The following is a 21,591-nucleotide window of genomic DNA, read 5'->3' as shown; positions in this document are numbered from 1 at the left end:
TCCGGAGGATCGTTCGATTTCTTTTAAAGCGCCGGATGCGGCGGGCTGGCTCTGTCAGCCTCGAACAAGGTCGAGAAGGCATGGAGCGCCTTACTCAGCGTCATTCAGTACCGTTCGATGTGACAGTGCGTGCGATAGAAGTCGCTGGACGGCCGGCTGAGTGGCTACAGCCAAGAAACGAAGTCTCTGATGCCGTCATTCTCTACCTGCATGGGGGAGGTTACGTTATGGGGTCGTGCAATACCCATCGCGCTCTAGCAGCTCGGATTTCAAGATCCTGTGGCATTCCTTCGCTGCTATTGGACTATCGCCTAGCACCAGAGCATCCGTATCCCAGCGGTTTGGAGGACGCACTTGGCGCGTGGGAATGGCTTCGCAATGTGAAGAAGATTCATCCATCACGTATTGTTCTGGTAGGTGATTCGGCGGGAGGTGGCTTGGCTTTGGCAACCTGCCAACGGCTTCGGCTACGAGGGGAGATGCCTGCTGCGCTGGTGTGCATGTCTCCTTGGACGGACCTGCAACTGAGCGGAGAGAGTATGGTCACCCGCTTCGGTCGCGATCCTTTTTTCCCCTCTTTGGAGGGTCTAAAGGGTTGTGCCGCTCTTTATGCTGGGAACGTTGATCCAGCATTGCCCGAGCTATCCCCAATCAATGCAGACTTCACAGGGTTCCCACCGTTACTGATTCAAGTGGGCGACTTAGAGGTTCTTCTAAGCGACTCTCAGACACTTGCCGCGAGGGCAAGCGCCGCAGGGGTCGATGTTCAGCTAGATGTATGGAATGGAATGTGGCATGTCTGGCAAATCATGGGCGACGTGATACCAGAGGCTACGCGTGCAATTGATGAGATCGGATCATTCGTTCGAGCAAGGCTAAACGTGGTTTAGGCTAGAAACTCGAGTTAAGCGTTCGTGAGTAGGTCGTAGGGGCATTCGCACCAGCTACGCCAAGGAGCTGTTTAGTCAGTGTTTGCGAGTAATATGGTGTGCGTCCTTGATTAAAGTTTTGGCTTAATTAATCGTTAGCAAATCAAGATAAGGTGGTGGATATGGCAGTATACGTTGTTACTTGGAACCTGAATAAGGAGCGCAGCAACTATGACACTGCGCGCCGTGAGTTCATTAAGCACCTTGAGCGCTATGACAATACGAAAGATTCTGGTCTAGAGTCGGTGCGCTGGGTTAGCAGTGCTCGCTCGGTTGGTGAGGTGGAGGCTGACCTTCGTACCAAGCTGGATGCAAACGATCGCATTTTTGTGTCTCAGGTTTCTCATAACAACCATCAGGGCTGGTTGGACAGGCAAGTTTGGGATTGGATTAATGCTCGCCTATGACTCGGCTGGAGGTCTTCTGCGAGATTAATCAGAGAAGTCAAAATCTTATGACTTGAGTGGGGGCTGCAAGGGGCTGCTGGGATTGCTCGCAGAATATTTGCAAATTTCTTCGCGGATTCATTGTAGATAATTGAAGTCGCTTGCGATTCTTGTAGTTATACTCACTTAAATGAAGCATTTAAACGTTTCTTGCGATGCCGGCACCTAGTCGGCGACAGATCAAGTCAGGCGACTTCCAGGTGGGGCATGCAGCGTCTCCATGGAAAAGCCCTATAGGCTAAGACCCATTTCAGCTGAAAACTTTCAATGGATATTTCTCATTGATATTTGAGTTTTTAGTGCGTGTTTGATCCAGACTTGAGGAATCCCTCATTTCGTAGATTTGGTCTGTGAGATTTGGATCCTGTACCCACATCCTCGAACGGTTTTGATTTGGACGTCACTGTTAATATTTCGCAATCTCTTGCGTAGTAGAAAAATAGTAGACTGGATAGCGATGTCGGTGCTGGATTTGCATTTTTGGTGAAGTCCGATCGCATCAGTTATTAGCTCTAGAGCGACTACTCGGGGTGCATGCTTGGCCAGCGTTGAGAGTACCTGCTGTTGTCTTTTCGGTAGTTTCGACGTTAATCCGCTAATAGTGACGGTGCCTCTTATGCTGCACATGGTCATGCTGCCTATAGGCCTTGTTGGTTCGTAATGCATTGGATTTAAAACGGCATCGATTCGTCTTGCGAGGTCCTCATTTTTAAATGGTTTAAGTATGTAGTCATCTATCTTCGGGTCGAAGTCCTTCTTATGATTTGTCAGAGAATTAACTTTCGCTAACAGAATGCATGGGGTGTCTTTATTTATAGTGGATTGCCTGATGGTCAAAGGCGCTTCTGATATAAAGTCTGGGGTGTCACAGTTAATAACCATCACCGAGAATTTGCATGTATTGATAGCGTTAGCGGCTTGCTTGCAGCTTTCTACCTCTGTTACGTCGTAGCCCAATGTCTCGAGGCAGTTTCGAATATGTGAGCGCAGCGCGGGGTGATCGTGGGCGACAAGGATTCTGGTGGATACAAGTTTTGCAATAGCTGTCATTGGGGGCAGGGTAAGGAAGCATGGAGGAAAGTTTGGTGTGCCGGGCAGAGCCACTTGAGTCGTGTTTATGCACGAATGGACCAGCGATTTTCCATCAAAATGAAACGAATTCTCGACGTGATCACTGGGATTATCAATGCCGACCTGATTTGGTTGAGATAGCTGTGTTTCATTTATTTGAAACGATATTTCTCAATGGTTATTGAAAGACGCCGTCAACTGATCCGTTGCTGCAGCCCGGAGCCTCGTCGCTCCGGGCTGCGTTCCCCGGGCATCCCTGCCCTTCGCATCACCTCCCTGCCCTTTATGTCACCGGTCTGGCGTCACTGCGCGTAGATCTGGTCGAACACGCCACCATCGTTGAAGTGGGTCTTCTGGATGCTCGGCCAGTCGCCGAAGGTTTCGTTCACATTGAGGAAAGTGACCTTCGGGAAGCGGTCGGAGAACTCGGCGAGGATTTTCTCGTTGCGCGGGCGCAGGTAGTTGTTGGCGGCGATGCGCTGGCCCTCTTCGGACCACAGGTATTTCAGGTACGCCTCGGCTTCGGCACGGGTGCCCTTGCGATCGACCACCTTGTCGACCACCGTCACCGGCGGCTCGGCCTGGGCGGACACGGTCGGGTAGACCACTTCGAAGCCGCCGCGGCCGAATTCGCGGGCGATCATCTCGGCCTCGTTCTCGAAGGTCACCAGCACGTCGCCGATCTGGTTCTGGATGAAGGTGGTGGTGGCGGCGCGGCCGCCGGTGTCCAGCACCGGCGCCTGCTTGAACAGTTTGCCGACGAAGTCCTTGGCCTTGTTCTCGTCACCGCCATTCTGCAGCACGTAGCCCCAGGCGGAGAGGTAGGTGTAGCGGCCGTTGCCCGAGGTCTTGGGGTTGGGCACCACCACCTGCACGCCGTCCTTGAGCAGGTCCGGCCAGTCGTTCAGGGCCTTGGGGTTGCCCTTGCGCACGATGAACACGGTAGCGGAGGTGAAGGGCGCGCTGTTGTCGGGCAGGCGCGCGGCCCAGTCCTGGGGCACCAGGCCGCCGTTGTCGGCCAGCGCGTTGATGTCGGTGGCCATGTTCATGGTGATCACGTCGGCCGGCAGACCGTCGATCACGGCGCGGGCCTGCTTGCTGGAGCCGCCGTGGGACATCTGGATGGTCAGCGGCTTGCCGCCCTCGGCCTGCCAGTGCTTCTGGAAGGCGGCGTTGTAGTCCTTGTAGAAGTCGCGCATCACGTCGTAGGAGACGTTGAGCAGGTTCGCCGCCTGGGCGGAGGCGGCAAAGGCGAAGCTGGCGGCCAGCAGGGAGAGAGGCAGTAGGCGTTTCATCGGACGTCCTTGGAATGGAAGAGCGGTGCTGACTATATGGGCTGCTGCTTATTCATTGAAAGAATAATTGATTAGATGCTTATGCGTTTATGCATGAAATGCATATCTTAAAATGGAATAAATAAATCATTATTTATTCTTTTTCTTCCTTTTCGTTCCTGCGCATAGTGAGCCCCACGCAACGAACCTGAAGGAACACCACCATGAGCATCCGCCTGGGCGACATCGCCCCCGACTTCGAGCAGGACTCCAGCGAGGGTCGCATCCGTTTCCACGACTGGCTGGGCGACAGCTGGGGCGTGCTGTTTTCCCACCCCGCCGACTTCACCCCGGTGTGCACAACCGAGCTGGGCTTCACCGCCAAGCTGAAGGACGAGTTCGCCCAGCGCGGGGTGAAGGCCATCGCCCTCTCCGTGGACCCGGTGGATTCGCACCTGCGCTGGATCGACGACATCAACGAGACCCAGAACACCCTGGTCAACTTCCCGATCCTGGCCGACGCCGACCGCAAGGTATCCGGCCTGTACGACCTGATCCACCCGAACGCCAACGACACCCTCACCGTGCGCTCGCTGTTCATTATCGACCCGAACAAGAAGGTGCGCCTGATCATCACCTACCCGGCCAGCACCGGGCGCAACTTCAACGAGATCCTGCGGGTGATCGACTCGCTGCAGCTCACCGACAACCACAAGGTCGCCACCCCGGCCAACTGGCAGGACGGTGACGAGGTGGTGATCGTGCCCTCGCTGAAGGACGAGGAAGAGATCGCCCGCCGCTTCCCGAAGGGCTACCGCGCGGTGAAGCCGTACTTGCGCCTGACGCCGCAGCCGAACCGTTAAGGAAGTCATCATGCTGGTAGTTTCACTGGGCGGCAGCCCGAGCCAGAAGTCCCGTTCCAACGGTCTTCTCGACTATGCCCGGCGCCGCCTGGAGTTGCGTGGCGTGGAGGTGGTTTCCTACCAGGTCCGCGACTTTCCGGCGGAAGACCTGCTGTACGCCAACTTCGCCAGCCCGCAGATCCGTCACTTCATCGAACAGGTCTCCCTGGCCGATGGCCTGCTGGTGGCGACGCCGGTGTACAAGGCCTCGTTCTCCGGGGCGCTGAAGACGCTGCTGGACGTGCTCCCCGAGCGCGCCCTGCAGCACAAGGTGGCGCTGCCCATCGCCAGCGGCGGCAGCCCCGCCCACATGCTGGCGGTGGACTACGCGCTGAAGCCGGTGCTGGCCGCGCTCAAGGCCCAGGAAGTGCTGCACGGCGTGTTCGCCGACGACAGCCAGATCCAGTACTTGGAAGAGTGCGTGCGGCTGGTGCCGGACCTGGAGCTGCGCCTGAACGATGCGCTGGAGCAGTTCCTCGCCGCCCTGGCCCGCCGGCCGAAACCGATCGACCCGCAATTGTTGAACGACCGGCTGGTGAACGCCCGCTGGAGCATTTGAAGAGCAGCTACGAGCTTCAAGCTACACGCTGCAAGTAAAGGCCAGAGCAAGAGCGGGCACGTCCGCTTGCCGCTTGAGGCTTGTAGCTTGCCGCTGATTATCCCGCCTTACTCGCCCGCCAACGGGCAAGCAGGTAGCCAACCTAGAAAAACCACAGCAAAGGGAGAGCGCCATGCGCACCATTACTTTGCGTCGGAGCCTGGTCGCCCTGTTTGCCGCGGCCATCTCCTTCGGCGCCATCACTCAAGCACAAGCCGAGACCCTGCGGATCGGCTACCAGAAATACGGCACCCTGGTGCTGCTCAAGGCCAAGGGCACGCTGGAGAAGCGCCTGGCCGAGCAGGGCGTCGAGGTGAAGTGGACCGAGTTCCCGGGCGGCCCGCAGCTGCTCGAAGGGCTCAACGTCGGCTCGGTGGACTTCGGCGTCACCGGCGAGACCCCGCCGGTGTTCGCCCAGGCCGCCGGCGCCGACCTGCTCTACGTGGCCCACGAGCCGCCCGCCCCGACCGGCGAGGCGATCCTGGTGCCGAAGGACTCGCCGATCAAATCGGTCGCCGAGCTGAAGGGCAAGAAGGTCGCCCTGAACAAGGGTTCCAACGTGCACTACCTGCTGGTGCGCGCCTTGGAAGACGCCGGCCTCAAGTACGCTGACATCCAGCCCGTGTACCTGCCGCCGGCCGACGCCCGCGCCGCCTTCGAGCGCGGCAGCGTCGACGCCTGGGTGATCTGGGACCCCTTCCAGTCCGCCGCCGAACACCAGCTGCAGGCCCGCACCCTGCGCGACGGCACCGGCCTGGTCGACAACCACCAGTTCTACCTGGCCACCCGCCCCTATGCCGAGAAGAACCCGCAGGTGATCGGCGTGCTGATCGACGAGATCCGCGGCGTCGGCGAGTGGGTGCAGGGCAACCTGGACGAAGCCACCGACCAGGTCGCGCCGCTGCTCGGCCTGTCGCGCGAGATCACCTACAGCGCTGTCAAGCGCCAGGGCTACGGCGCCAGGCTGATCGGCCCGGAGGTGGTGGTCGCCCAGCAGAAGATCGCCGACACCTTCACCGACCTCAAGCTGATTCCGAAGAAGCTGGTCATCCAGGACGTGATCTGGAATCCGCCGGCGTCCGCCAAGGTCGCCCAGCAGTAAGCCCCACGCCGCGGCCCGCCGGGCCGCGGCGACACCGAATCCATCTAGGAGACCACTCCATGAGCCTCAACATCTTCTGGTTCCTGCCCACCCATGGCGACGGCAAATACCTCGGTACCGCCGAAGGCGCCCGCGCCGTCGACCATGGCTACCTCACCCAGATCGCCCAGGCCGCCGACCGTCTCGGCTACGGCGGCGTGCTGATCCCCACCGGACGCTCCTGCGAGGACTCCTGGCTGGTGGCCGCCTCGCTGATCCCGGTGACGCAGAACCTGAAGTTCCTGGTCGCGCTGCGCCCGGGGATCATCTCGCCCACCGTGGCCGCGCGCCAGGCGGCGACCCTGGACCGCCTGTCCAACGGACGCGCGCTGTTCAATCTGGTCACCGGCGGCGACCCGGACGAACTGGCCGGCGACGGCCTGCACCTGTCCCACGAGGAGCGCTACGAGGCCTCCGTCGAATTCACCCGCATCTGGCGCCGCGTGCTGGAGGGCGAGAGCGTCGACTACGAAGGCAAGCACCTCCAGGTGAAGGGCGCCAAGCTGCTCTACCCGCCGATCCAGCAGCCGCGCCCGCCGCTGTACTTCGGTGGTTCCTCCGAGGCCGCCCAGGACCTGGCCGCCGAGCAGGTCGAGCTGTACCTGACCTGGGGCGAGCCACCGGCCGCGGTGGCCGAGAAGATCGCCGCCGTGCGCGAGAAGGCCGCCAAGCTGGGCCGCGAAGTGCGCTTCGGCATCCGCCTGCACGTGATCGTGCGCGAGAGCAACGAAGAAGCCTGGGCCGCCGCAGACCGCCTGATCAGCCATCTGGACCAGGACACCATCGACCGCGCCCAGGCCTCCCTGGCGCGCTTCGACTCGGTCGGCCAGCAGCGCATGGCCGCCCTGCACGGCGGCCGCAAGGACAACCTGGAAGTGTCACCCAACCTCTGGGCCGGGGTCGGCCTGGTGCGCGGCGGCGCCGGAACCGCCCTGGTCGGCGACGGCCCGACCGTGGCCGCGCGGGTCAAGGAGTACGCCGAACTCGGTATCGACACCTTCATCTTCTCCGGTTACCCGCATCTGGAGGAGTCGTACCGGGTCGCCGAACTGCTGTTCCCGCACCTCGATATCGCCCAGCCGGAACGCCCGCAGAGCCGCGGCTACGTCAGCCCGTTCGGCGAGATGATCTCCAGCGACATCCTGCCCAAGGCGGCTGCGGCGAGTTGAAGGCATGCCCCTCACCCCGACCCTCTCCCGGAGGGAGAGGGGGCAGCCCGCGCTGCGCCCAAATCCCCCTCTCCCCCTGGGAGATGGGTCAGGGGTGAGGGAGATCGGCCAGGTGCGAGCCTGACGTATGACGAACATGAAAAGGAGCGTTGCCATGTCGACGCACACGCTACACAACATCGGTCGCCGCCTGGCGCCCTGGGCCTTGCCCGTGGCCCTGCTGGCGATCTGGCAGGGCGCGGTGGCGGCCGGCTTGCTGTCCACCCGCATCCTGCCGGCGCCCAGCGCCGTGCTCGAAGCCGGCTGGGCGCTGCTCAAGAGCGGCGAGATCTGGACCCACCTGGCCATCAGCGGCCAGCGCGCGGCCATCGGTTTCGCCATCGGCGGCGGCCTCGGCCTGCTGCTGGGCTTCATCACTGGCCTGTCCAACTGGGGCGAGCTCTTCCTCGACAGCTCGGTGCAGATGATCCGCAACGTGCCGCACCTGGCGCTGATCCCGCTGGTGATCCTGTGGTTCGGCATCGACGAGGCGGCGAAGATCTTCCTGGTCGCCCTCGGCACCCTGTTCCCGATCTACCTGAACACCTACCACGGCATCCGCAACGTCGACCCGGCCCTGGTGGAGATGGCACGCAGCTACGGCCTCAAGGGCTTCGCCCTGTTCTGGCAGGTGGTCCTGCCCGGCGCGCTGCCGTCGATCCTGGTCGGCGTGCGCTTTGCCCTCGGCTTCATGTGGCTGACCCTGATCGTCGCCGAGACCATTTCCGCCAGCAGCGGCATCGGCTACCTGGCGATGAACGCCCGCGAGTTCCTGCAGACCGACGTGGTGGTGCTGGCGATCCTGCTCTACGCGGTGCTCGGCAAGCTGGCCGACGTGGCCGCCCGCGGCCTCGAACGCGCCTGGCTGCGCTGGCATCCGGCCTACCAGGCCAAGGCGGGTGCGCGATGACCGCCCTGCACAACATCCGCCAGGGCATCCCCCTGGCCATCCAGGGCATCCGCAAGGCGTTCGGCGAGCGTGAGGTGCTGCAGGGCATCGACCTGCACATCCCGGCCGGCCAGTTCGTCGCCGTGGTCGGCCGCAGCGGCTGCGGCAAGAGCACCCTGCTGCGCCTGCTGGCCGGCCTCGATGCGCCCAGCGGCGGCCAGCTGCTGGCCGGCAAGGGCCCGCTGTCGGCGGCCCGCGAGGACACCCGGCTGATGTTCCAGGATGCGCGCCTGCTGCCGTGGAAGCGGGTGATCGACAACGTCGGCCTGGGCCTGTCCGGCGACTGGAAGCCCAAGGCCCGTGAGGCGCTGGCCGCCGTCGGCCTGGCCGACCGCGCGGGCGAGTGGCCGGCGGCGCTGTCCGGCGGGCAGAAGCAGCGTGTGGCCCTGGCCCGTGCCCTGATCCACCAGCCGCGCCTGCTGCTGCTGGACGAGCCGCTCGGCGCCCTGGACGCGCTGACCCGCATCGAGATGCAGCAGTTGATCGAGCGCCTGTGGCAGAAGCACGGCTTCACCGTGCTGCTGGTGACCCACGACGTGGCGGAGGCGGTAGCCATCGCCGACCGGGTGATCCTGATCGAGGAGGGTCGCATCGGCCTGGACCTGGCCGTCGACCTGCCGCGTCCGCGCCAGCGCGGCTCGGCGAGACTCGGCGCGCTCGAAGCCCAGGTGCTCGACCGCGTGCTGGCGCTGCCCGGCATGCCGCCGGAGCCGGAACCCGTTTCACCCCTGCCCACGCAATTGCGCTGGGCGCTTTAGAGCAGCGGCAAGCTGCAAGCGACAAGCCGCAAGTGAAAGCGCCCCGCTCTTTCTTGCAGCTCGAAGCTTGCCGCTTGTAGCTAATTTCGACGTTAGGAGAAATACCATGACCATCAAAGCCATCAACGTACGCAACCAGTTCAAGGGCAGCATCAAGGAAATCGTGATCGGCGACGTGCTGTCCGAGATCGACGTGCAGACCGCCGCGGGCATCGTCACTTCGGTGATCACCACCCGCTCGGTGCGCGAGCTGGACCTGCAGGTGGGCAGCGAAGTGATCGCCTTCGTGAAGTCCACCGAGGTGTCGATCGCCAAGCTCTGAGAGCCTGTTCATGGCCTCGGGCATGAGGCAGGCGCAGTTGTAGGAGCGGCTTTAGCCGCGAACCGCGGTGGCGCAGTAAAGCTTCGCGGCTAAAGCCGCTCCTACAGTGTGTGTGCCCGGTACACGGGGGATCGTGAACAGGCTCTGCGGCGCGCAGGTCGCGGGCGCGGGTTGCACCCGCCCTACGGCTTCGTGGTGGACATGAGCTGTTCGGCCGGTTGCGGCCGGCCGAACCAGTAGCCCTGCCCGAGGTTGCAGCCCAGGCCACGCAGGAACGCGGCCTGGGATTCCTTCTCGATGCCTTCCGCCAGCACGCGCAGCCCCAGGCTCTGGCCGAGGGTGATCACGGCGCGGGCGATGGCGGCGTCCTCATGGTCGTCCGGCAGGCCGCAGACGAAGCTCTGGTCGAGCTTGAGCTTGTGCACCGGCAGGCGCTTGAGGCGCGCGAGCGAGGAGTAGCCGGTGCCGAAGTCGTCGATGGCCAGGCGCACGCCCAGTTCACGCAGCTGGGCGAGCACCGTCTGCGCCTGTTCCGGGTTGTCCATCACCGCGCTCTCGGTCACTTCGAGTTCGAGGTGCGCCGGGTCGAGCCCGGTGTCCGCCAACACTTGGGCTACCTGCTGGGCCAGGTCGCCACGGCCGAACAGGCGGCTGGAGACGTTCACCGCGACGAATTCCAGGCCGCGTCCTTCCCTGATCCAGGCCTGCATCTGGTTGCAGGCGTGCGCCAGCACCCAGGCGTCGATGGCGCCGATCAGCCCGCTGTCCTCGGCGATGGGGATGAACTCGCCCGGCGTGACCAGGCCGCGCTGGGGATGCTCCCAGCGCACCAGCGCCTCGACGCCGATCAGGCCGCGGTCGTCGAGGCGGTGGATCGGCTGGTAGTGGACGCGCAGGTCGCCCTGTTCCAGGGCCGCGCGCAGCTCGGATTCCAGGCGCACGCGCTGCTGGGCGACGGCGGTCATGTCCTGGCTGTAGAAGGCGAAGGTCTGGCGTCCGCTGCTCTTGGCCCGGAACAGCGCGGAGTCGGCGTTGCGCATCAGTTGCTCGACGCTGTCGCCGTCCTCGGGGAACAGGCTGATGCCGATGCTGGCGCTGATGAACAGGGTCTGGCCGTCGATCATGAACGGCTGGGCCAGTTCGTCCAGCAGGTGCTGGGCCAGCAGCGAGGCCTGCTCCGCCCCCGCGCAGTCGTCGCTGAGCAGGCCGAACTCGTCGCCGCCCAGGCGTGCCAGAGTCAGTTGCGGCGCCAGGCACTGGGCCAGGCGTTCGCCGATCAGCTTGAGCAACTGGTCGCCGATGTTGTGGCCCAGGCTCTCGTTGACGATCTTGAAGTGGTCCAGGTCGAACAGCAGCAGGGCGCCGCGCAGTTTGTCCCGGCGCGCCCGCTGCAGTGCCTGCTCGATGCGCTCGCCGAACAGCAGGCGGTTGGGCAGGGTGGTCAGTGGGTCGTGGTGGGCGAGGAAGTCCAGTTCGTGCTGGGAGCGTTTCAGCGCGCTGATGTCGGAGAACACCGCCACGTAGTGGCTGAGCTTGCCGCGCTCGTCGTGGATGCTGCGGATGCACTGCCACATGGGGAACACCTCGCCGCTCTTGCGCCGGTTCCAGATTTCCCCGCTCCACGAGCCGCGCTGCTCCAGGGCGTGCCACAGGTTGTGGTAGAAGGCCGCGTCGTGGCGGCCGGACTTGAACAGGTTGGGCTCCTTGCCCAGCACTTCCTCGGCGCTGAAGCCGGTGATGCGCGAGAAGGCCGGGTTGACGTGGACGATCTTGCGCGTCTGGTCGGTGACCAGCACCCCTTCCTGGGTGCTGTCGAACACCGCGGCGGCCTGGCGCAGGCTGTCCTCGTCGGCGCGGCGCTGGGTGATGTCGCTGGAGGTGCCGATGAAGCGGCGCGGCTGGCCGTCCTCGTCGAGCAGCAACTGGCCGCGCGAATGCAGCCAGCGGTAGCCGCCGTCGCGGTGGCGCAGGCGGGCGATGTTCTCGTAATAGGGCTGGCGGTCGACCAGCAGTGTCTCCAGGCGCTGGATGGCCGGTTCTCGGTCGTCGGGATGGAGGCGATCCCGCCAGGCCTCCTGGCTGTCGCCGAACTCCTCGGGTGTGTAACCAAGCATGTCGCAGTAGCGCTTGGAGAAGAACACCTTGGCGCTTTTCAGATCCCAGTCCCACATGCCTTCCTGGGCCGCGTCGAGGGCCTGGGCGAGGCGTTCCTCGCTGCGCCGGATGCGCGCCTGCACCCGGCGCTGCTCCTGCTGGTACTGGCTGAGCGCGCAGTACAGCAGCGCAGCGGTGATCAGCACGAAGACCAGGCCCTTCAGCACTTCCAGGCCGGTGCGCAGTTTCCCGTCGAGCGCCAGCCACAGCAACAGGCAGTCGCTGAGGAGAATCCACAGCGTGGCGAAGAGCAGGTAGAGCAGGGTCAGCTGCAGCGGGGTACGCTGAAATTTCATGGGCGACTTGGCATCGAAAATGTGCACGGCGGCACATTATAGATAAGTCGGCATCCAGTGCATTCTCGTCTAACGATGGTCTGGCTTTCTCCCTGTCGTTGGTGATAATGCGCGCAAGGCCAGGGCCCGGCCGCTATCTCTCTCCCCGCGAGGCAATACCCTTCTATGTGGTACAACGGTTTTCTCGATCTTTCGCCGTGGCAACTGGTGGCGGTCACCCTGGTGATGACCCACATCACCATCGTCAGCGTTACCGTCTACCTGCACCGCTACTCCGCGCACCGCGCGCTGGAGCTGCACCCCGCCCTCAAGCATTTCTTCCGCTTCTGGCTGTGGCTGACCACCGGCCAGAACACCCGCGAGTGGACCGCCATCCACCGCAAGCACCACGCCAAGTGCGAAACCGCCGACGACCCCCACAGCCCGGTGATCAAGGGCCTGGGCACCGTGCTGCGCAAGGGCGCCGAGCTGTACCAGGAGGAGGCGAAGAACGAGGAGACCCTGCGCATCTACGGCAAGAACTGCCCGGACGACTGGGTCGAGCGCAACCTCTACAGCCGCTTCCCCATGGGCGGCATCATCCTCATGGCGATCATCGACCTGGCCCTGTTCGGCGTGCTCGGCATGACCGTCTGGGCGGTGCAGATGATGTGGATTCCGGTGTGGGCCGCGGGCGTGATCAACGGCCTCGGCCATGCCGTGGGCTACCGCAACTTCGAGTGCCGCGATGCCGCCACCAACCTGGTGCCCTGGGGCATCCTGATCGGCGGCGAGGAGCTGCACAACAACCACCACACCTACCCGAACAGCGCCAAGCTGTCGGTGAAGAAGTGGGAGTTCGACATGGGCTGGGCCTGGATCAAGCTGTTCGGCTTCCTGCGCCTGGCCAAGGTGCAGCGGGTGGCGCCCATCGCCCACCGGGTCGAGGGCAAGCGCAGCCTGGACATGGACACCGCCATGGCCATCCTCAACAACCGTTTCCAGATCATGGCCCAGTACCGCAAGCTGGTGATCAAGCCGCTGGTCAAGCAGGAGTTGGCCAAGGCCGACGAGTCGGTGCGCCACCTGTTCCGCCGCGCCAAGCGCCTGCTGTCGCGCGAGACCAGCCTGCTGGACGACCGCCACCACGCGCGCATCGCCGACCTGCTGGCGCAGAGCCAGGCGCTCAAGGTGATCTACGAGAAGCGCATCGCTCTGCAGCAGATCTGGGTCAAGACCAGCAGCAACGGTCACGACATGCTCGAAGCGATCAAGCAGTGGATACACGAGGCCGAGGCCAGCGGCATCCAGTCCCTGCGCGAGTTCGCCGAGCAGTTGAAGACCTACTCGCTGCGCCCGACCACCGCCTGATTCGCGGTCGCGCCGCCAAAACCCCACCTCTGGTGGGGTTTTTTGTGTCCGGATGTAAGCGAGGCGGCAGCGCATTGACCTGAGTCAGCTTCCCGCTCTTCGTGCGCGCGCATGGTGAATCCAGACCGTGTGCCAACACTAATAACGAGGAGATAAAACATCATGCGCGCCGCTACCCTGCTGTTCGCCGGGCTCTGTCTCGGCTCGACCGTCGCCGAGGCCAACAAGGAACCGGTGGAGCCCATCGCCCCCGCCCAGGTCACCGATGCCGCCAAGGTCGAACTGGGCAAGCAACTGTTCTTCGACCCGCGCCTGTCGCGTTCCGGCTTCATTTCCTGCAACTCGTGCCACAACCTGTCCATGGGTGGCAGCGACAACCTGCCGACCTCCATCGGCCACAACTGGCAGGAGGGGCCGATCAACTCGCCCACTGTGCTCAACTCCAGCCTCAACCTGGCCCAGTTCTGGGACGGCCGCGCCGCCGACCTCAAGGAACAGGCCGCCGGCCCGATCGCCAACCCGAAGGAGATGGCCTTCACCCACATCCTGGCGCTCGACGTGCTGCGCTCCATCCCGCAGTACCGGGAGTCGTTCAAGGCGGTGTACAAGAACGACGAGATCACCCTGGACGAGGTGACCGACGCCATCGCCGAGTTCGAGAAGACCCTGGTCACGCCGAACTCGCGCTTCGACAAGTGGCTCAAGGGCGACGCCAACGCGATCAGCGCCGCTGAACTGGAGGGCTATGAGCTGTTCAAGTCGATCGGCTGCGTGGCCTGCCACAACGGCCCGGCGCTGGGCGGCAACTCGTTCCAGAAGATGGGCCTGGTCGAGCCCTATCAGACCCAGAACCCCGCCGAGGGCGTCGCCGGCCTGACCGGCAAGGACGCCGACCGCTTCAAGTTCAAGGTGCCGACCTTGCGCAACGTGGAGCTGACCTACCCCTACTTCCACGACGGCGCCTACTGGAAGCTGGAAGAGGCGGTGGACGTGATGGCGCGCCTGCAGCTGGGTCGCCAGCTGAGCGCCGACGAGGTGGGCAAGGTCACCGCCTTCCTCAAGACCCTGACCGGCGAGCAGCCGAGCTTCGCGCTGCCGATCCTGCCGCCGTCCACCGGCGCCACGCCGCCGCCGAAGCCGTTCCGGTAGCGCAGCGCAGGCTGTGGGAGCGGACTTGTCCGCGAGCTTTTAAGCCCTGCGAAGATTCGCGGCCAATCGGAATGCCGCCCAACCGCTCCCACACAAGCCTGCTCCCCCACCAGGCCCTCTTCACAGAGGGCCTCTTTCATCCAGGCCTCAGCGCCGCTGCGGTGCCGGCTGCTGCTGGGTGATGCAGTGGATGTTGCCGCCACCGAGCAGGATCTCGCGGCCCGGCACCATCACTACCTGGTGCTCGGGGAACACGCGCTGGAGGATGGCGCGGGCCTCCTCGTCCTTCGGGTCGTCGAAGCTCGGCGCGACGATGCCGCCGTTGACGATCAGGAAGTTGACGTAGGAGCCGGCCAGGCGCACGTCCGGGCTGCGCTCCTGGCTGCCGGCGGCGGCGTCGACGCCGGCGCATTCTTCCTCGCTGGCGTGCAGCGGGCCGGGGATCGGCATCTTGTGCACCACCAGCTGGCGGCCCTTGGCGTCACGGGCGGACTCCAGCACCTTCATCGCCGCCTGGCAGCGCGGGTAGTTCGGGTCGTTGACGTCGTCGGTCCAGGCCAGCAGCACCTCGCCCGGGCGCACGTAGCAGCAGAAGTTGTCGACGTGGCCGTCGGTCTCGTCGTTGAACAGGCCGTCCGGCAGCCAGATCACGCGGTCGATGGCCAGATGGTCGCCCAGCACCGCCTCGATCTGTTCGCGGTTCAGGTGCGGGTTGCGGTTCCTGTTGAGCAGGCATTCCTCGGTGGTGATCAGGGTGCCTTCGCCGTCGACGTGGATCGAGCCGCCCTCCAGCACGAAGCCCTCGGTGCGGTAACGGTCGCGGCGCTCGATCTCGAGGATCTTGCTCGCCACCTGGTCGTCGCGCTGCCACGGCCAGTACAGGCCGCCGTCGAAGCCGCCCCAGGCGTTGAAGGTCCAGTCCACGCCGCGCACCTGGCCGTTGTCGTCGATGACGAAGGTCGGGCCGGTATCGCGCACCCAGGCGTCGTCGGTGGTGATCTCCAGCAGGCGGATGTTGGCGTCGTCGAGGCGCGCGCGGGCGTTCTCGTACTGGCCGGCGGAGACGCACACGGTCACCGGCTCGAACTGGGCGATGGCCTTGGCCACGGCGGTGAAGGCGGCCTGCGCCGGCTTGCCGCCGAGGCGCCAGTTGTCCGGGCGCTCGGGCCAGACCATCCAGGTCTGGTCGTGGGGTTCCCACTCGGCGGGCATGCGGAAACCGTCGGCGCGTGGGGTGCTGGTCAGGGTGGGCATTGCTTGGCTCCGTAGGGTGCGCCATGCGCACCGGCGAAGGTATCGGGATGGCAAGGTGCGCGTGGCGCACCCTGCCCATTGTGTACGGTTACTCGGACAGGCTTTCGCCGTCGAGGGTCGAGATCGGCCAGTATAGGTTCGGCCGGCGGTCGCGGAACACGCCCCAGGCGCTGCGCACGTGTTCGAGGCGGTCCAGGTCGAAGCTGTGCACCAGCACGCCTTCCTCGGTCTCGCCCAGTTCCTCGACCTTGGCGCCGAACGGGTCGGCGATGAACGAGGAGCCGTAGAAGGTGATGTCGTAGCCGTCCTGCTCCTCACGGCCGATGCGGTTGGAGGCCACCAGCGGCATCAGGTTGGCGCCGGCGTGGCCCTGCTGCACGCGCTGCCAGTGGTCGCGCGAGGTGATGGCCGGGTCGTGCGGCTCGCTGCCGATGGCGGTCGGGTAGAACAGCAGCTCGGCGCCCATCAGGGCCATACTGCGGGCCGCCTCGGGGAACCACTGGTCCCAGCAGATGCCCACACCGATCTTCGCGTAGCGGGTGTCCCACACCCGGAAGCCGCTGTCGCCTGGGTTGAAGTAGTACTTCTCGTGGTAGCCGGGGCCGTCCGGGATGTGGCTCTTGCGGTACACGCCGAGGTTGCTGCCGTCGGCGTCGATGATGGCGATGCTGTTGAAGCGGGCGCGGCCGGCGCGCTCGAAGAAGCTGATCGGCAGTACCACCTGCAGCTCCCGGGCGAGGGCCTGGAAATGCAGGATGGCCGGATTCTCATCGGTCGGCGTCGCCAGCTGCAGGTAGTCCGGGTTCGGCTTCTGGCAGAAGTAGGGCGTCTCGAACAGTTCCTGCAGCAGGATGATCTGGGCCCCCCTGGCGGCCGCCTGGCGCACCAGCTTCTCGGCATTGGCGATATTGGCGGCGCTGTCCCAGGAGCAGGCCATCTGGGTGGCGGCGACGGTAACGATACGCGACATGAAGCACCTCTTGGCTCGTTCGCAGGCCGATCCGGGGTTCTCGGCGGCCTTTTCGGAGTGCCATGGCCGAGCATCGACCAGGGCGTAATGGCCGATTTATATCCGATAAATATCGGTATTGAAAGATGTATGCGGTATATTTCGTAAAATAAACGGATTTTTATCGATATTAATCCGGGGCTTTTATGTGGGAGCGGACTTGTCCGCGACAAGGCAGGCACGGTGCCAATCCCTTTCGCGGACAAGTCCGCTCCCACAGAGGCGGCTGGCTTTCGCAGCGGCCCCTTTCTACAGGGAAGATCGGTCAGGCCAGCGGGGCTGGCCTTTTCGGCAGGGCGGCGGGCAGGTACAGGCCGAGGTAGGCATCGAACACCCGCATGCCTTCCTCGGCCAGGCGCGGGGTGATCTCGCCGTGCAGCTGCACCGAGCGAGCGTAGACCCGATCGCCCAGCTCCATGGCCAGGGCGAACACGTCGATGTCGTCCGGCAGTTGCGGCAGCGGGAAGTGGCGCTCGAACAGCCGCTGCATCAGGCGGCCCAGCTCCAGGTCGTGCTGGCGGTCGGCCTGGGTCACCTCGGCCAGGCCGTGCTGGGCCAGGATCAGCTGGCGCGCGGCGTGGTCGTTGGCGTAGATCGCCAGCATGCGCCGCTCGACGATGCGCGACAGGTCGCGCCAGTCGCTCAGCTCGGCGTGCTCAACCGGCTGCAGCAGGCAGTCGCGGAAGGCGGCGTGGATGTCGGCCGTCAGCGCCTCCAGCAGCGCCGGCACGCTGGCGAAGAAGTGGTAGACGGAGGAGGGCGGGATGCCCGCCCGCTCGGCCACCCCATAGATGGTCAGGCTGGCGATGCCCTGGGCGCTCAGCAGCTCGCGCGCCGCCTGCAGGATCAGGCCGATGCGCGCCTGGCTGCTGGCGCGGGGCTTGCGGGCGGTGGCGGTGCGGGTCATGCCGGTCTCCTGTCCGAGTGAGGCGCTATTGGACGCCAGGCGGACAGGAGTGGCAAGCCGTCAGCTGCCGTCGCGGAAGCGAGTCCAGACTTCGTCGCGGGCGGTCTTGAGTTTGTCCGGCAGTGGCATCAGGGCGAACAGGCGGTTCTTGACGTCGTCCAGGTTGCTGCCCAGCTGGTCGCGCAGATGAGGCTCGAGGAACTGCCGGGCGTCGGTGTTGGCGCTCGGGTAGAGGGTTTCGGCGCTGATCCGCGCGGCCACCTGGGGCTGCATCAGGTAGTCGATGAACTTGTGCGCCAGGTCGGCGCGGCGCGCGCTGGCCGGGACCACCAGGTTGTCGATGAACAGGGTGGAGCCTTCCTCCGGCACCACGAACTGCACCGGCTGGCCGGCGTCGCTGGCGCCCAGGGCGTCGCCGACCCAGGCCACGGCCATGCACAGGCGGCCCTGGTTGAGGTCGTCGATGTAGCGCTCGCTGTCCACGTAGCGCAGGTTCGGGCGCAGGCCCTGGAGGGTCTCGCCGGCCTTGCGGATACGCCCCGGCGAACTGTTGGCGAGGCTGCGACCCTGGTAGCTGAGCAGGTTGTAGAGCAGCTCGTCCGGTGCATCCAGCACGCTGATGCCGCAGCCGGTGAGCCGGGCGCTCTGCGCCGGGTCGAACAGCAGGCTCCAGCTGTGCGGCAGCGGGCCGCCGTAGGCCGCCTCGGCCTGCGGCGTGTTGATCGCCAGGCCCACGGCACCCCACAGGTAGGGTACCGCGTGGCGGTTCTGCGGGTCGACCGCGGCCAGCTTGCTCAGCAGTTGCTTGTCCAGGTGCTTGCGGTTGGGCAGCAGGCTCATGTCCAGCGGCTGGATCAGCTTCTGCCGGATCAGCGCCGGCAGGTCGTTCTGCGACGGCACCGCGATGTCGATGCTCTCGCCGCTGGCGAGGATCTTGTCCAGTTCCTCGGCCGAGGCGTAGGTGTGGTACTCGACGGCGATGCCGGTGGCCTTGCTGAAGTCCTCCAGCACCTGCGGCGCGATGTAGTCGTTCCAGTTGTAGACCCGAATGCTGTCGGCGGCGGCCGCCAGTCCGGGGGCGAGGGCCAGCAGCAGCGGAGCAAGAATGCGAAACATGACGACCTCCTTGGCGAATGGATGGGCAAGGCTCCGCCATTCCGCGCACCAGGGGCAGGCGGGAGGGCAGAACCAGGGCAGTAAAAACAAGGCCATGCACCCGTTATGCGTTGCACCTGATCACGCATTGCTGAAGGCGCGGCGCTCTGCCGTAGGGTGCGCCGCGCGCACCGGGGCCATGTACGGGGGCTCGCCGGTGTGCATGGCGCACCCTACGCCACAGCTCAATGGGACATGGCTAAAACAACGCCAGCACGAGGGCTGGCGTCGGGTGTTGCATCAAACGGTATGCAGGTACCAGTTGTATTCGAGGTCGGAGATGGTGGTCTCGAACTCCTGCAGCTCGGCTTCCTTGCACGCGACGAAGATGTCGATGTAGTCCGGGCTGATGTACTTGTTCAGCACTTCGCTGTCGTCCAGCTCGCGCAGGGCGTCGCGCAGGTTGTTCGGCAGGCTCTGCTCCAGCTGCTCGTAGGAGTTGCCCTCGATCGGCTCGCCCGGCTCGATCTGGTTGGTCAGGCCGTGGTGGATACCGGCGAGGATCGCCGACATCATCAGGTACGGGTTGGCGTCGGCGCCGGCCACCCGGTGCTCGATGCGCACGGCGTCGGCGCTGCCGGTCGGCACGCGCACGGCCACGGTGCGGTTGTCCAGGCCCCAGCTCGGCGCGTTGGGCACGTAGAACTGGGCGCCGAAGCGGCGGTACGAGTTGACGTTGGGGCAGAGGAAGGCCATCGACGCGGGCATGGTCTCCAGGACACCGCCGATCGCATGGCGCAATGCGGCGTTCTCCTGGGGATCATCGCTGGTGAAGATGTTCTTGCCGGTCTTCTTGTCGAGCAGCGAGATGTGCACGTGCAGGCCGTTGCCCGCCTGGCCCGGGTAGGGCTTGGCCATGAAGGTGGTGTCCATCTCATGGTCGTAGGCGATGTTCTTGATCAGGCGCTTGAGCAGCAGCGCGTGGTCGCAGGCCTTGATGGCGTCCTCGACGTGGTGCAGGTTGACCTCGAACTGGGCCGGGGCGCTCTCCTTGACGATGGCGTCGGCCGGGATGCTCTGTTCCTTGGCGGCTTCCAGCATGTCCTGCAGGCAATCGACGTATTCGTCGAGGTCGTCGATCAGATACACCTGGGTGGAGATCGGACGCTTGCCCGACAGTGGCGAGCGCGGCGGCTGCGGGCGGCCGTTCACGTTCTCCTGGTCGATCAGGTAGAACTCCAGTTCGAATGCGGCGCAGATCTTCAGGCCCATCTCGTCGAACCTGGCCACCACCTGGCGCAGCACTTCGCGCGGGTCGGCGAAGAACGGCTTGCCGTCCAGCTCGTGCATGGTCATCAGCAGTTGCGCGGTGGGACGCTTCTGCCAAGGCTCGTTGCACAGGGTATTGGCGATGGGGAAGCAGATACGGTCGGCGTCGCCGATGTCCAGGCCGAGGCCGGTGCTTTCGACGGTGGAGCCGTTGATGTCGAGGGCGAACAGCGAGGCGGGCAGGTTGATGCCCTTTTCATACACCTTGTGCAGGCTGTTCCGTTCGATGCGCTTGCCGCGCACCACGCCATTCATATCCGCAATCAGAAGGTCAACGAACTGGACCTCGGGATGTTCCTTGAGGAACGCGTTCGCTTCGTTGAGCTGAACGGCACGCGGGGGTACCGACATGATGCAACACCTTTCTTGTTAAAAATTTCAATCATTCAGTCATATAGCCGTGAGTCAATCTCAATCGCCCAAGGCTGTCAATAGTGACGCATTCTGCCCCGAAACGGGGCTCGATGGCCAGTTTTGGGGCATTTTGGGCGCCTTCGAAGGCGCTGGCGGCCCCGTTATCGCTGGTGCTCAGTGGGGCGTGTTCGATTTTTTACAGCCCTATTGTGTAATAAATTGAACGGCGCTAATCTCGGCTCCACCTGACAACAGCATAAGAACGGGTGTCCCATGTTGCGCCTGCCGATCATCGGCGTCACCGCCTGCACCAAGCAGGTCGGCCTCCATCCCAACCACATCGTCGGCGACAAATATGTTCGCGCGGTGGCGGTAGGAGCCGAAGGGCTGCCCCTGGTGATTCCGGCGCTGGGTGATCTGATCGACCAGGGCACCCTGCTGGACGCCATCGACGGCCTGCTGTTCACCGGCTCGCCCTCGAATGTCGAGCCCCATCATTATAGTGGCCCGGCCAGCGAGGCCGGCACCCATCACGATCCCGCCCGCGACGCCACCACCCTGCCGCTGATCCGCAAGGCCATCGCCGCCGGCGTTCCGCTGCTGGGCATCTGCCGCGGCTTCCAGGAAATGAACGTGGCCTTCGGCGGCAGCCTGCACCAGCGCGTGCAGGACGTGCCCGGGATGATGGACCACCGCGAGCCGGCCGACGCGCCGGTGGAAATCCAGTATGCCCCCCGCCACGCCGTGCGCGTGCAGCCGGGCGGGGTGCTCGCCGGCATCGGCTTGCCGGACGAGTTTCAGGTCAATTCCATTCATGGCCAGGGCGTTCAGCGTCTGGCGCCGGGCCTTCGCGTAGAAGCACTGGCGCCCGACGGGTTGATCGAAGCCTTCTCCGTCGAAGGTTCGCCTAGCTTCGCGCTCGGGGTGCAGTGGCACCCGGAATGGCAGGTAGGCTCCAACCCGAATTATCTCGCCATCTTCCAGGCCTTTGGTGAGGCTTGCAGGGAGAGGGCGGGGCAACGCTGAGTAGGTGAGCATCCGGCAGGCGGTGAAACCCCCGGGGTTTCGCTAGGCTTCAACCGGTCCGCAGTAGCCG

18 protein-coding genes are annotated in these 21,591 nt (G+C 64.3%); 11 read left to right on the top strand and 7 right to left on the bottom strand.

The window, feature by feature from the left end; genetic code table 11:
• The first annotated feature begins 1,051 nt into the window (after positions 1 to 1,051).
• Positions 1,052 to 1,336, top strand: coding sequence for a hypothetical protein (locus N7640_RS05010; protein WP_279902968.1), 285 nt, complete (start codon positions 1,052 to 1,054; stop codon positions 1,334 to 1,336).
• Positions 1,337 to 2,748: 1,412 nt separating this feature from the next.
• Here N7640_RS05010 and N7640_RS05005 read toward each other — a convergent pair.
• Entirely contained in the window at positions 2,749 to 3,741 is a 993-nt protein-coding gene (locus tag N7640_RS05005; protein WP_220812554.1) for a sulfate ABC transporter substrate-binding protein, read from the bottom strand.
• Positions 3,742 to 3,944: 203 nt separating this feature from the next.
• Between N7640_RS05005 and N7640_RS05000 the strand changes: the two genes are divergently transcribed.
• The 7 genes from N7640_RS05000 to N7640_RS04970 all read left to right on the top strand — a co-directional run bounded on the left by N7640_RS05000 (position 3,945) and on the right by N7640_RS04970 (position 9,598).
• Positions 3,945 to 4,583: a peroxiredoxin gene (locus tag N7640_RS05000; RefSeq protein ID WP_220812553.1), complete on the top strand. Its 639-nt coding sequence runs from the start codon at positions 3,945 to 3,947 to the stop codon at positions 4,581 to 4,583.
• Positions 4,584 to 4,593: 10 nt separating this feature from the next.
• Entirely contained in the window at positions 4,594 to 5,181 is a 588-nt protein-coding gene (gene ssuE, locus N7640_RS04995; RefSeq protein ID WP_220812552.1) for an NADPH-dependent FMN reductase, read from the top strand.
• Between the two features lie 172 nt (positions 5,182 to 5,353).
• Entirely contained in the window at positions 5,354 to 6,322 is a 969-nt protein-coding gene (locus N7640_RS04990; protein WP_279902964.1) for a sulfonate ABC transporter substrate-binding protein, read from the top strand.
• Positions 6,323 to 6,381: 59 nt separating this feature from the next.
• On the top strand, positions 6,382 to 7,530 hold the full coding sequence (gene ssuD / locus N7640_RS04985; RefSeq protein ID WP_279902962.1) for an FMNH2-dependent alkanesulfonate monooxygenase: 1,149 nt from the start codon (positions 6,382 to 6,384) through the stop codon (positions 7,528 to 7,530).
• 154 nt (positions 7,531 to 7,684) lie between these two features.
• Positions 7,685 to 8,479, top strand: a complete 795-nt coding sequence (ssuC, locus tag N7640_RS04980; protein WP_279902961.1) for an aliphatic sulfonate ABC transporter permease SsuC — start codon at positions 7,685 to 7,687, stop codon at positions 8,477 to 8,479.
• Complete coding sequence (ssuB, locus tag N7640_RS04975; RefSeq protein WP_279902959.1) at positions 8,476 to 9,276, top strand: aliphatic sulfonates ABC transporter ATP-binding protein; 801 nt, start codon at positions 8,476 to 8,478, stop codon at positions 9,274 to 9,276. The genes ssuC and ssuB overlap by 4 nt, the downstream gene beginning before the upstream one ends.
• A gap of 106 nt (positions 9,277 to 9,382) precedes the next feature.
• Positions 9,383 to 9,598 carry a TOBE domain-containing protein gene (locus N7640_RS04970; protein ID WP_220812547.1) on the top strand — a complete coding sequence of 72 codons (216 nt, stop codon included), beginning with the start codon at positions 9,383 to 9,385 and terminating at the stop codon, positions 9,596 to 9,598.
• Positions 9,599 to 9,780: 182 nt separating this feature from the next.
• Here the strand turns inward: N7640_RS04970 and dibA are convergent, their stop codons facing one another.
• Complete coding sequence (gene dibA, locus N7640_RS04965) at positions 9,781 to 12,048, bottom strand: phosphodiesterase DibA (protein WP_279902957.1); 2,268 nt, start codon at positions 12,046 to 12,048, stop codon at positions 9,781 to 9,783.
• A 165-nt stretch (positions 12,049 to 12,213) separates the two neighbouring features.
• On the opposite strand from dibA, the gene desA reads away from it, so the two are divergent.
• Both desA and N7640_RS04955 read left to right on the top strand, forming a co-directional pair.
• On the top strand, positions 12,214 to 13,398 hold the full coding sequence (gene desA, locus N7640_RS04960; protein WP_220812545.1) for a delta-9 fatty acid desaturase DesA: 1,185 nt from the start codon (positions 12,214 to 12,216) through the stop codon (positions 13,396 to 13,398).
• A gap of 162 nt (positions 13,399 to 13,560) precedes the next feature.
• Positions 13,561 to 14,547 carry a cytochrome-c peroxidase gene (locus N7640_RS04955; RefSeq protein ID WP_279902955.1) on the top strand — a complete coding sequence of 329 codons (987 nt, stop codon included), beginning with the start codon at positions 13,561 to 13,563 and terminating at the stop codon, positions 14,545 to 14,547.
• Positions 14,548 to 14,694: 147 nt separating this feature from the next.
• Here the strand turns inward: N7640_RS04955 and aguA are convergent, their stop codons facing one another.
• From aguA to N7640_RS04930, 5 genes are all read right to left on the bottom strand, one after another.
• A complete protein-coding gene (gene aguA, locus N7640_RS04950; RefSeq protein ID WP_279902954.1) occupies positions 14,695 to 15,801 on the bottom strand; it encodes an agmatine deiminase in 1,107 nt (368 codons plus the stop codon).
• Between the two features lie 88 nt (positions 15,802 to 15,889).
• Positions 15,890 to 16,771: an N-carbamoylputrescine amidase gene (gene aguB / locus N7640_RS04945; protein WP_279902953.1), complete on the bottom strand. Its 882-nt coding sequence runs from the start codon at positions 16,769 to 16,771 to the stop codon at positions 15,890 to 15,892.
• A gap of 304 nt (positions 16,772 to 17,075) precedes the next feature.
• A complete protein-coding gene (locus tag N7640_RS04940) occupies positions 17,076 to 17,717 on the bottom strand; it encodes a TetR/AcrR family transcriptional regulator (RefSeq protein ID WP_279902951.1) in 642 nt (213 codons plus the stop codon).
• Between the two features lie 60 nt (positions 17,718 to 17,777).
• Entirely contained in the window at positions 17,778 to 18,833 is a 1,056-nt protein-coding gene (locus N7640_RS04935) for an extracellular solute-binding protein (protein ID WP_220812540.1), read from the bottom strand.
• A gap of 279 nt (positions 18,834 to 19,112) precedes the next feature.
• Positions 19,113 to 20,492, bottom strand: coding sequence for a glutamine synthetase family protein (locus N7640_RS04930; RefSeq protein WP_220812539.1), 1,380 nt, complete (start codon positions 20,490 to 20,492; stop codon positions 19,113 to 19,115).
• A gap of 276 nt (positions 20,493 to 20,768) precedes the next feature.
• Between N7640_RS04930 and N7640_RS04925 the strand changes: the two genes are divergently transcribed.
• A complete protein-coding gene (locus N7640_RS04925; protein ID WP_279902949.1) occupies positions 20,769 to 21,521 on the top strand; it encodes a gamma-glutamyl-gamma-aminobutyrate hydrolase family protein in 753 nt (250 codons plus the stop codon).
• Positions 21,522 to 21,591 lie beyond the last annotated feature (70 nt).

The organism is Pseudomonas sp. GD04015 (genome assembly GCF_029837675.1).
GTDB lineage: Bacteria > Pseudomonadota > Gammaproteobacteria > Pseudomonadales > Pseudomonadaceae > Aquipseudomonas > Aquipseudomonas paralcaligenes.
Note: the sequence above shows the minus strand (reverse complement) of the source record. Positions and strands in the feature narration are given on the sequence as shown.

Excerpts from the sequence above, each read along its gene's own strand:
- N7640_RS05000 (WP_220812553.1), top strand. The coding sequence starts at position 3,945 with ATGAGCATCCGCCTGGGCGACATCGCCCCCGACTTCGAGCAGGACTCC.
- N7640_RS05010 (WP_279902968.1), top strand. The coding sequence starts at position 1,052 with ATGGCAGTATACGTTGTTACTTGGAACCTGAATAAGGAGCGCAGCAAC.
- ssuC (WP_279902961.1), top strand. The coding sequence starts at position 7,685 with ATGTCGACGCACACGCTACACAACATCGGTCGCCGCCTGGCGCCCTGG.
- N7640_RS04990 (WP_279902964.1), top strand. The coding sequence starts at position 5,354 with ATGCGCACCATTACTTTGCGTCGGAGCCTGGTCGCCCTGTTTGCCGCG.
- ssuB (WP_279902959.1), top strand. The coding sequence starts at position 8,476 with ATGACCGCCCTGCACAACATCCGCCAGGGCATCCCCCTGGCCATCCAG.
- N7640_RS04955 (WP_279902955.1), top strand. The coding sequence starts at position 13,561 with ATGCGCGCCGCTACCCTGCTGTTCGCCGGGCTCTGTCTCGGCTCGACC.
- N7640_RS04925 (WP_279902949.1), top strand. The coding sequence starts at position 20,769 with ATGTTGCGCCTGCCGATCATCGGCGTCACCGCCTGCACCAAGCAGGTC.
- desA (WP_220812545.1), top strand. The coding sequence starts at position 12,214 with ATGTGGTACAACGGTTTTCTCGATCTTTCGCCGTGGCAACTGGTGGCG.
- N7640_RS04935 (WP_220812540.1), bottom strand. The coding sequence starts at position 18,833 with ATGTTTCGCATTCTTGCTCCGCTGCTGCTGGCCCTCGCCCCCGGACTG.
- N7640_RS05005 (WP_220812554.1), bottom strand. The coding sequence starts at position 3,741 with ATGAAACGCCTACTGCCTCTCTCCCTGCTGGCCGCCAGCTTCGCCTTT.
- N7640_RS04940 (WP_279902951.1), bottom strand. The coding sequence starts at position 17,717 with ATGACCCGCACCGCCACCGCCCGCAAGCCCCGCGCCAGCAGCCAGGCG.
- ssuD (WP_279902962.1), top strand. The coding sequence starts at position 6,382 with ATGAGCCTCAACATCTTCTGGTTCCTGCCCACCCATGGCGACGGCAAA.
- N7640_RS04970 (WP_220812547.1), top strand. The coding sequence starts at position 9,383 with ATGACCATCAAAGCCATCAACGTACGCAACCAGTTCAAGGGCAGCATC.
- aguA (WP_279902954.1), bottom strand. The coding sequence starts at position 15,801 with ATGCCCACCCTGACCAGCACCCCACGCGCCGACGGTTTCCGCATGCCC.
- dibA (WP_279902957.1), bottom strand. The coding sequence starts at position 12,048 with ATGAAATTTCAGCGTACCCCGCTGCAGCTGACCCTGCTCTACCTGCTC.
- N7640_RS04930 (WP_220812539.1), bottom strand. The coding sequence starts at position 20,492 with ATGTCGGTACCCCCGCGTGCCGTTCAGCTCAACGAAGCGAACGCGTTC.
- ssuE (WP_220812552.1), top strand. The coding sequence starts at position 4,594 with ATGCTGGTAGTTTCACTGGGCGGCAGCCCGAGCCAGAAGTCCCGTTCC.
- aguB (WP_279902953.1), bottom strand. The coding sequence starts at position 16,771 with ATGTCGCGTATCGTTACCGTCGCCGCCACCCAGATGGCCTGCTCCTGG.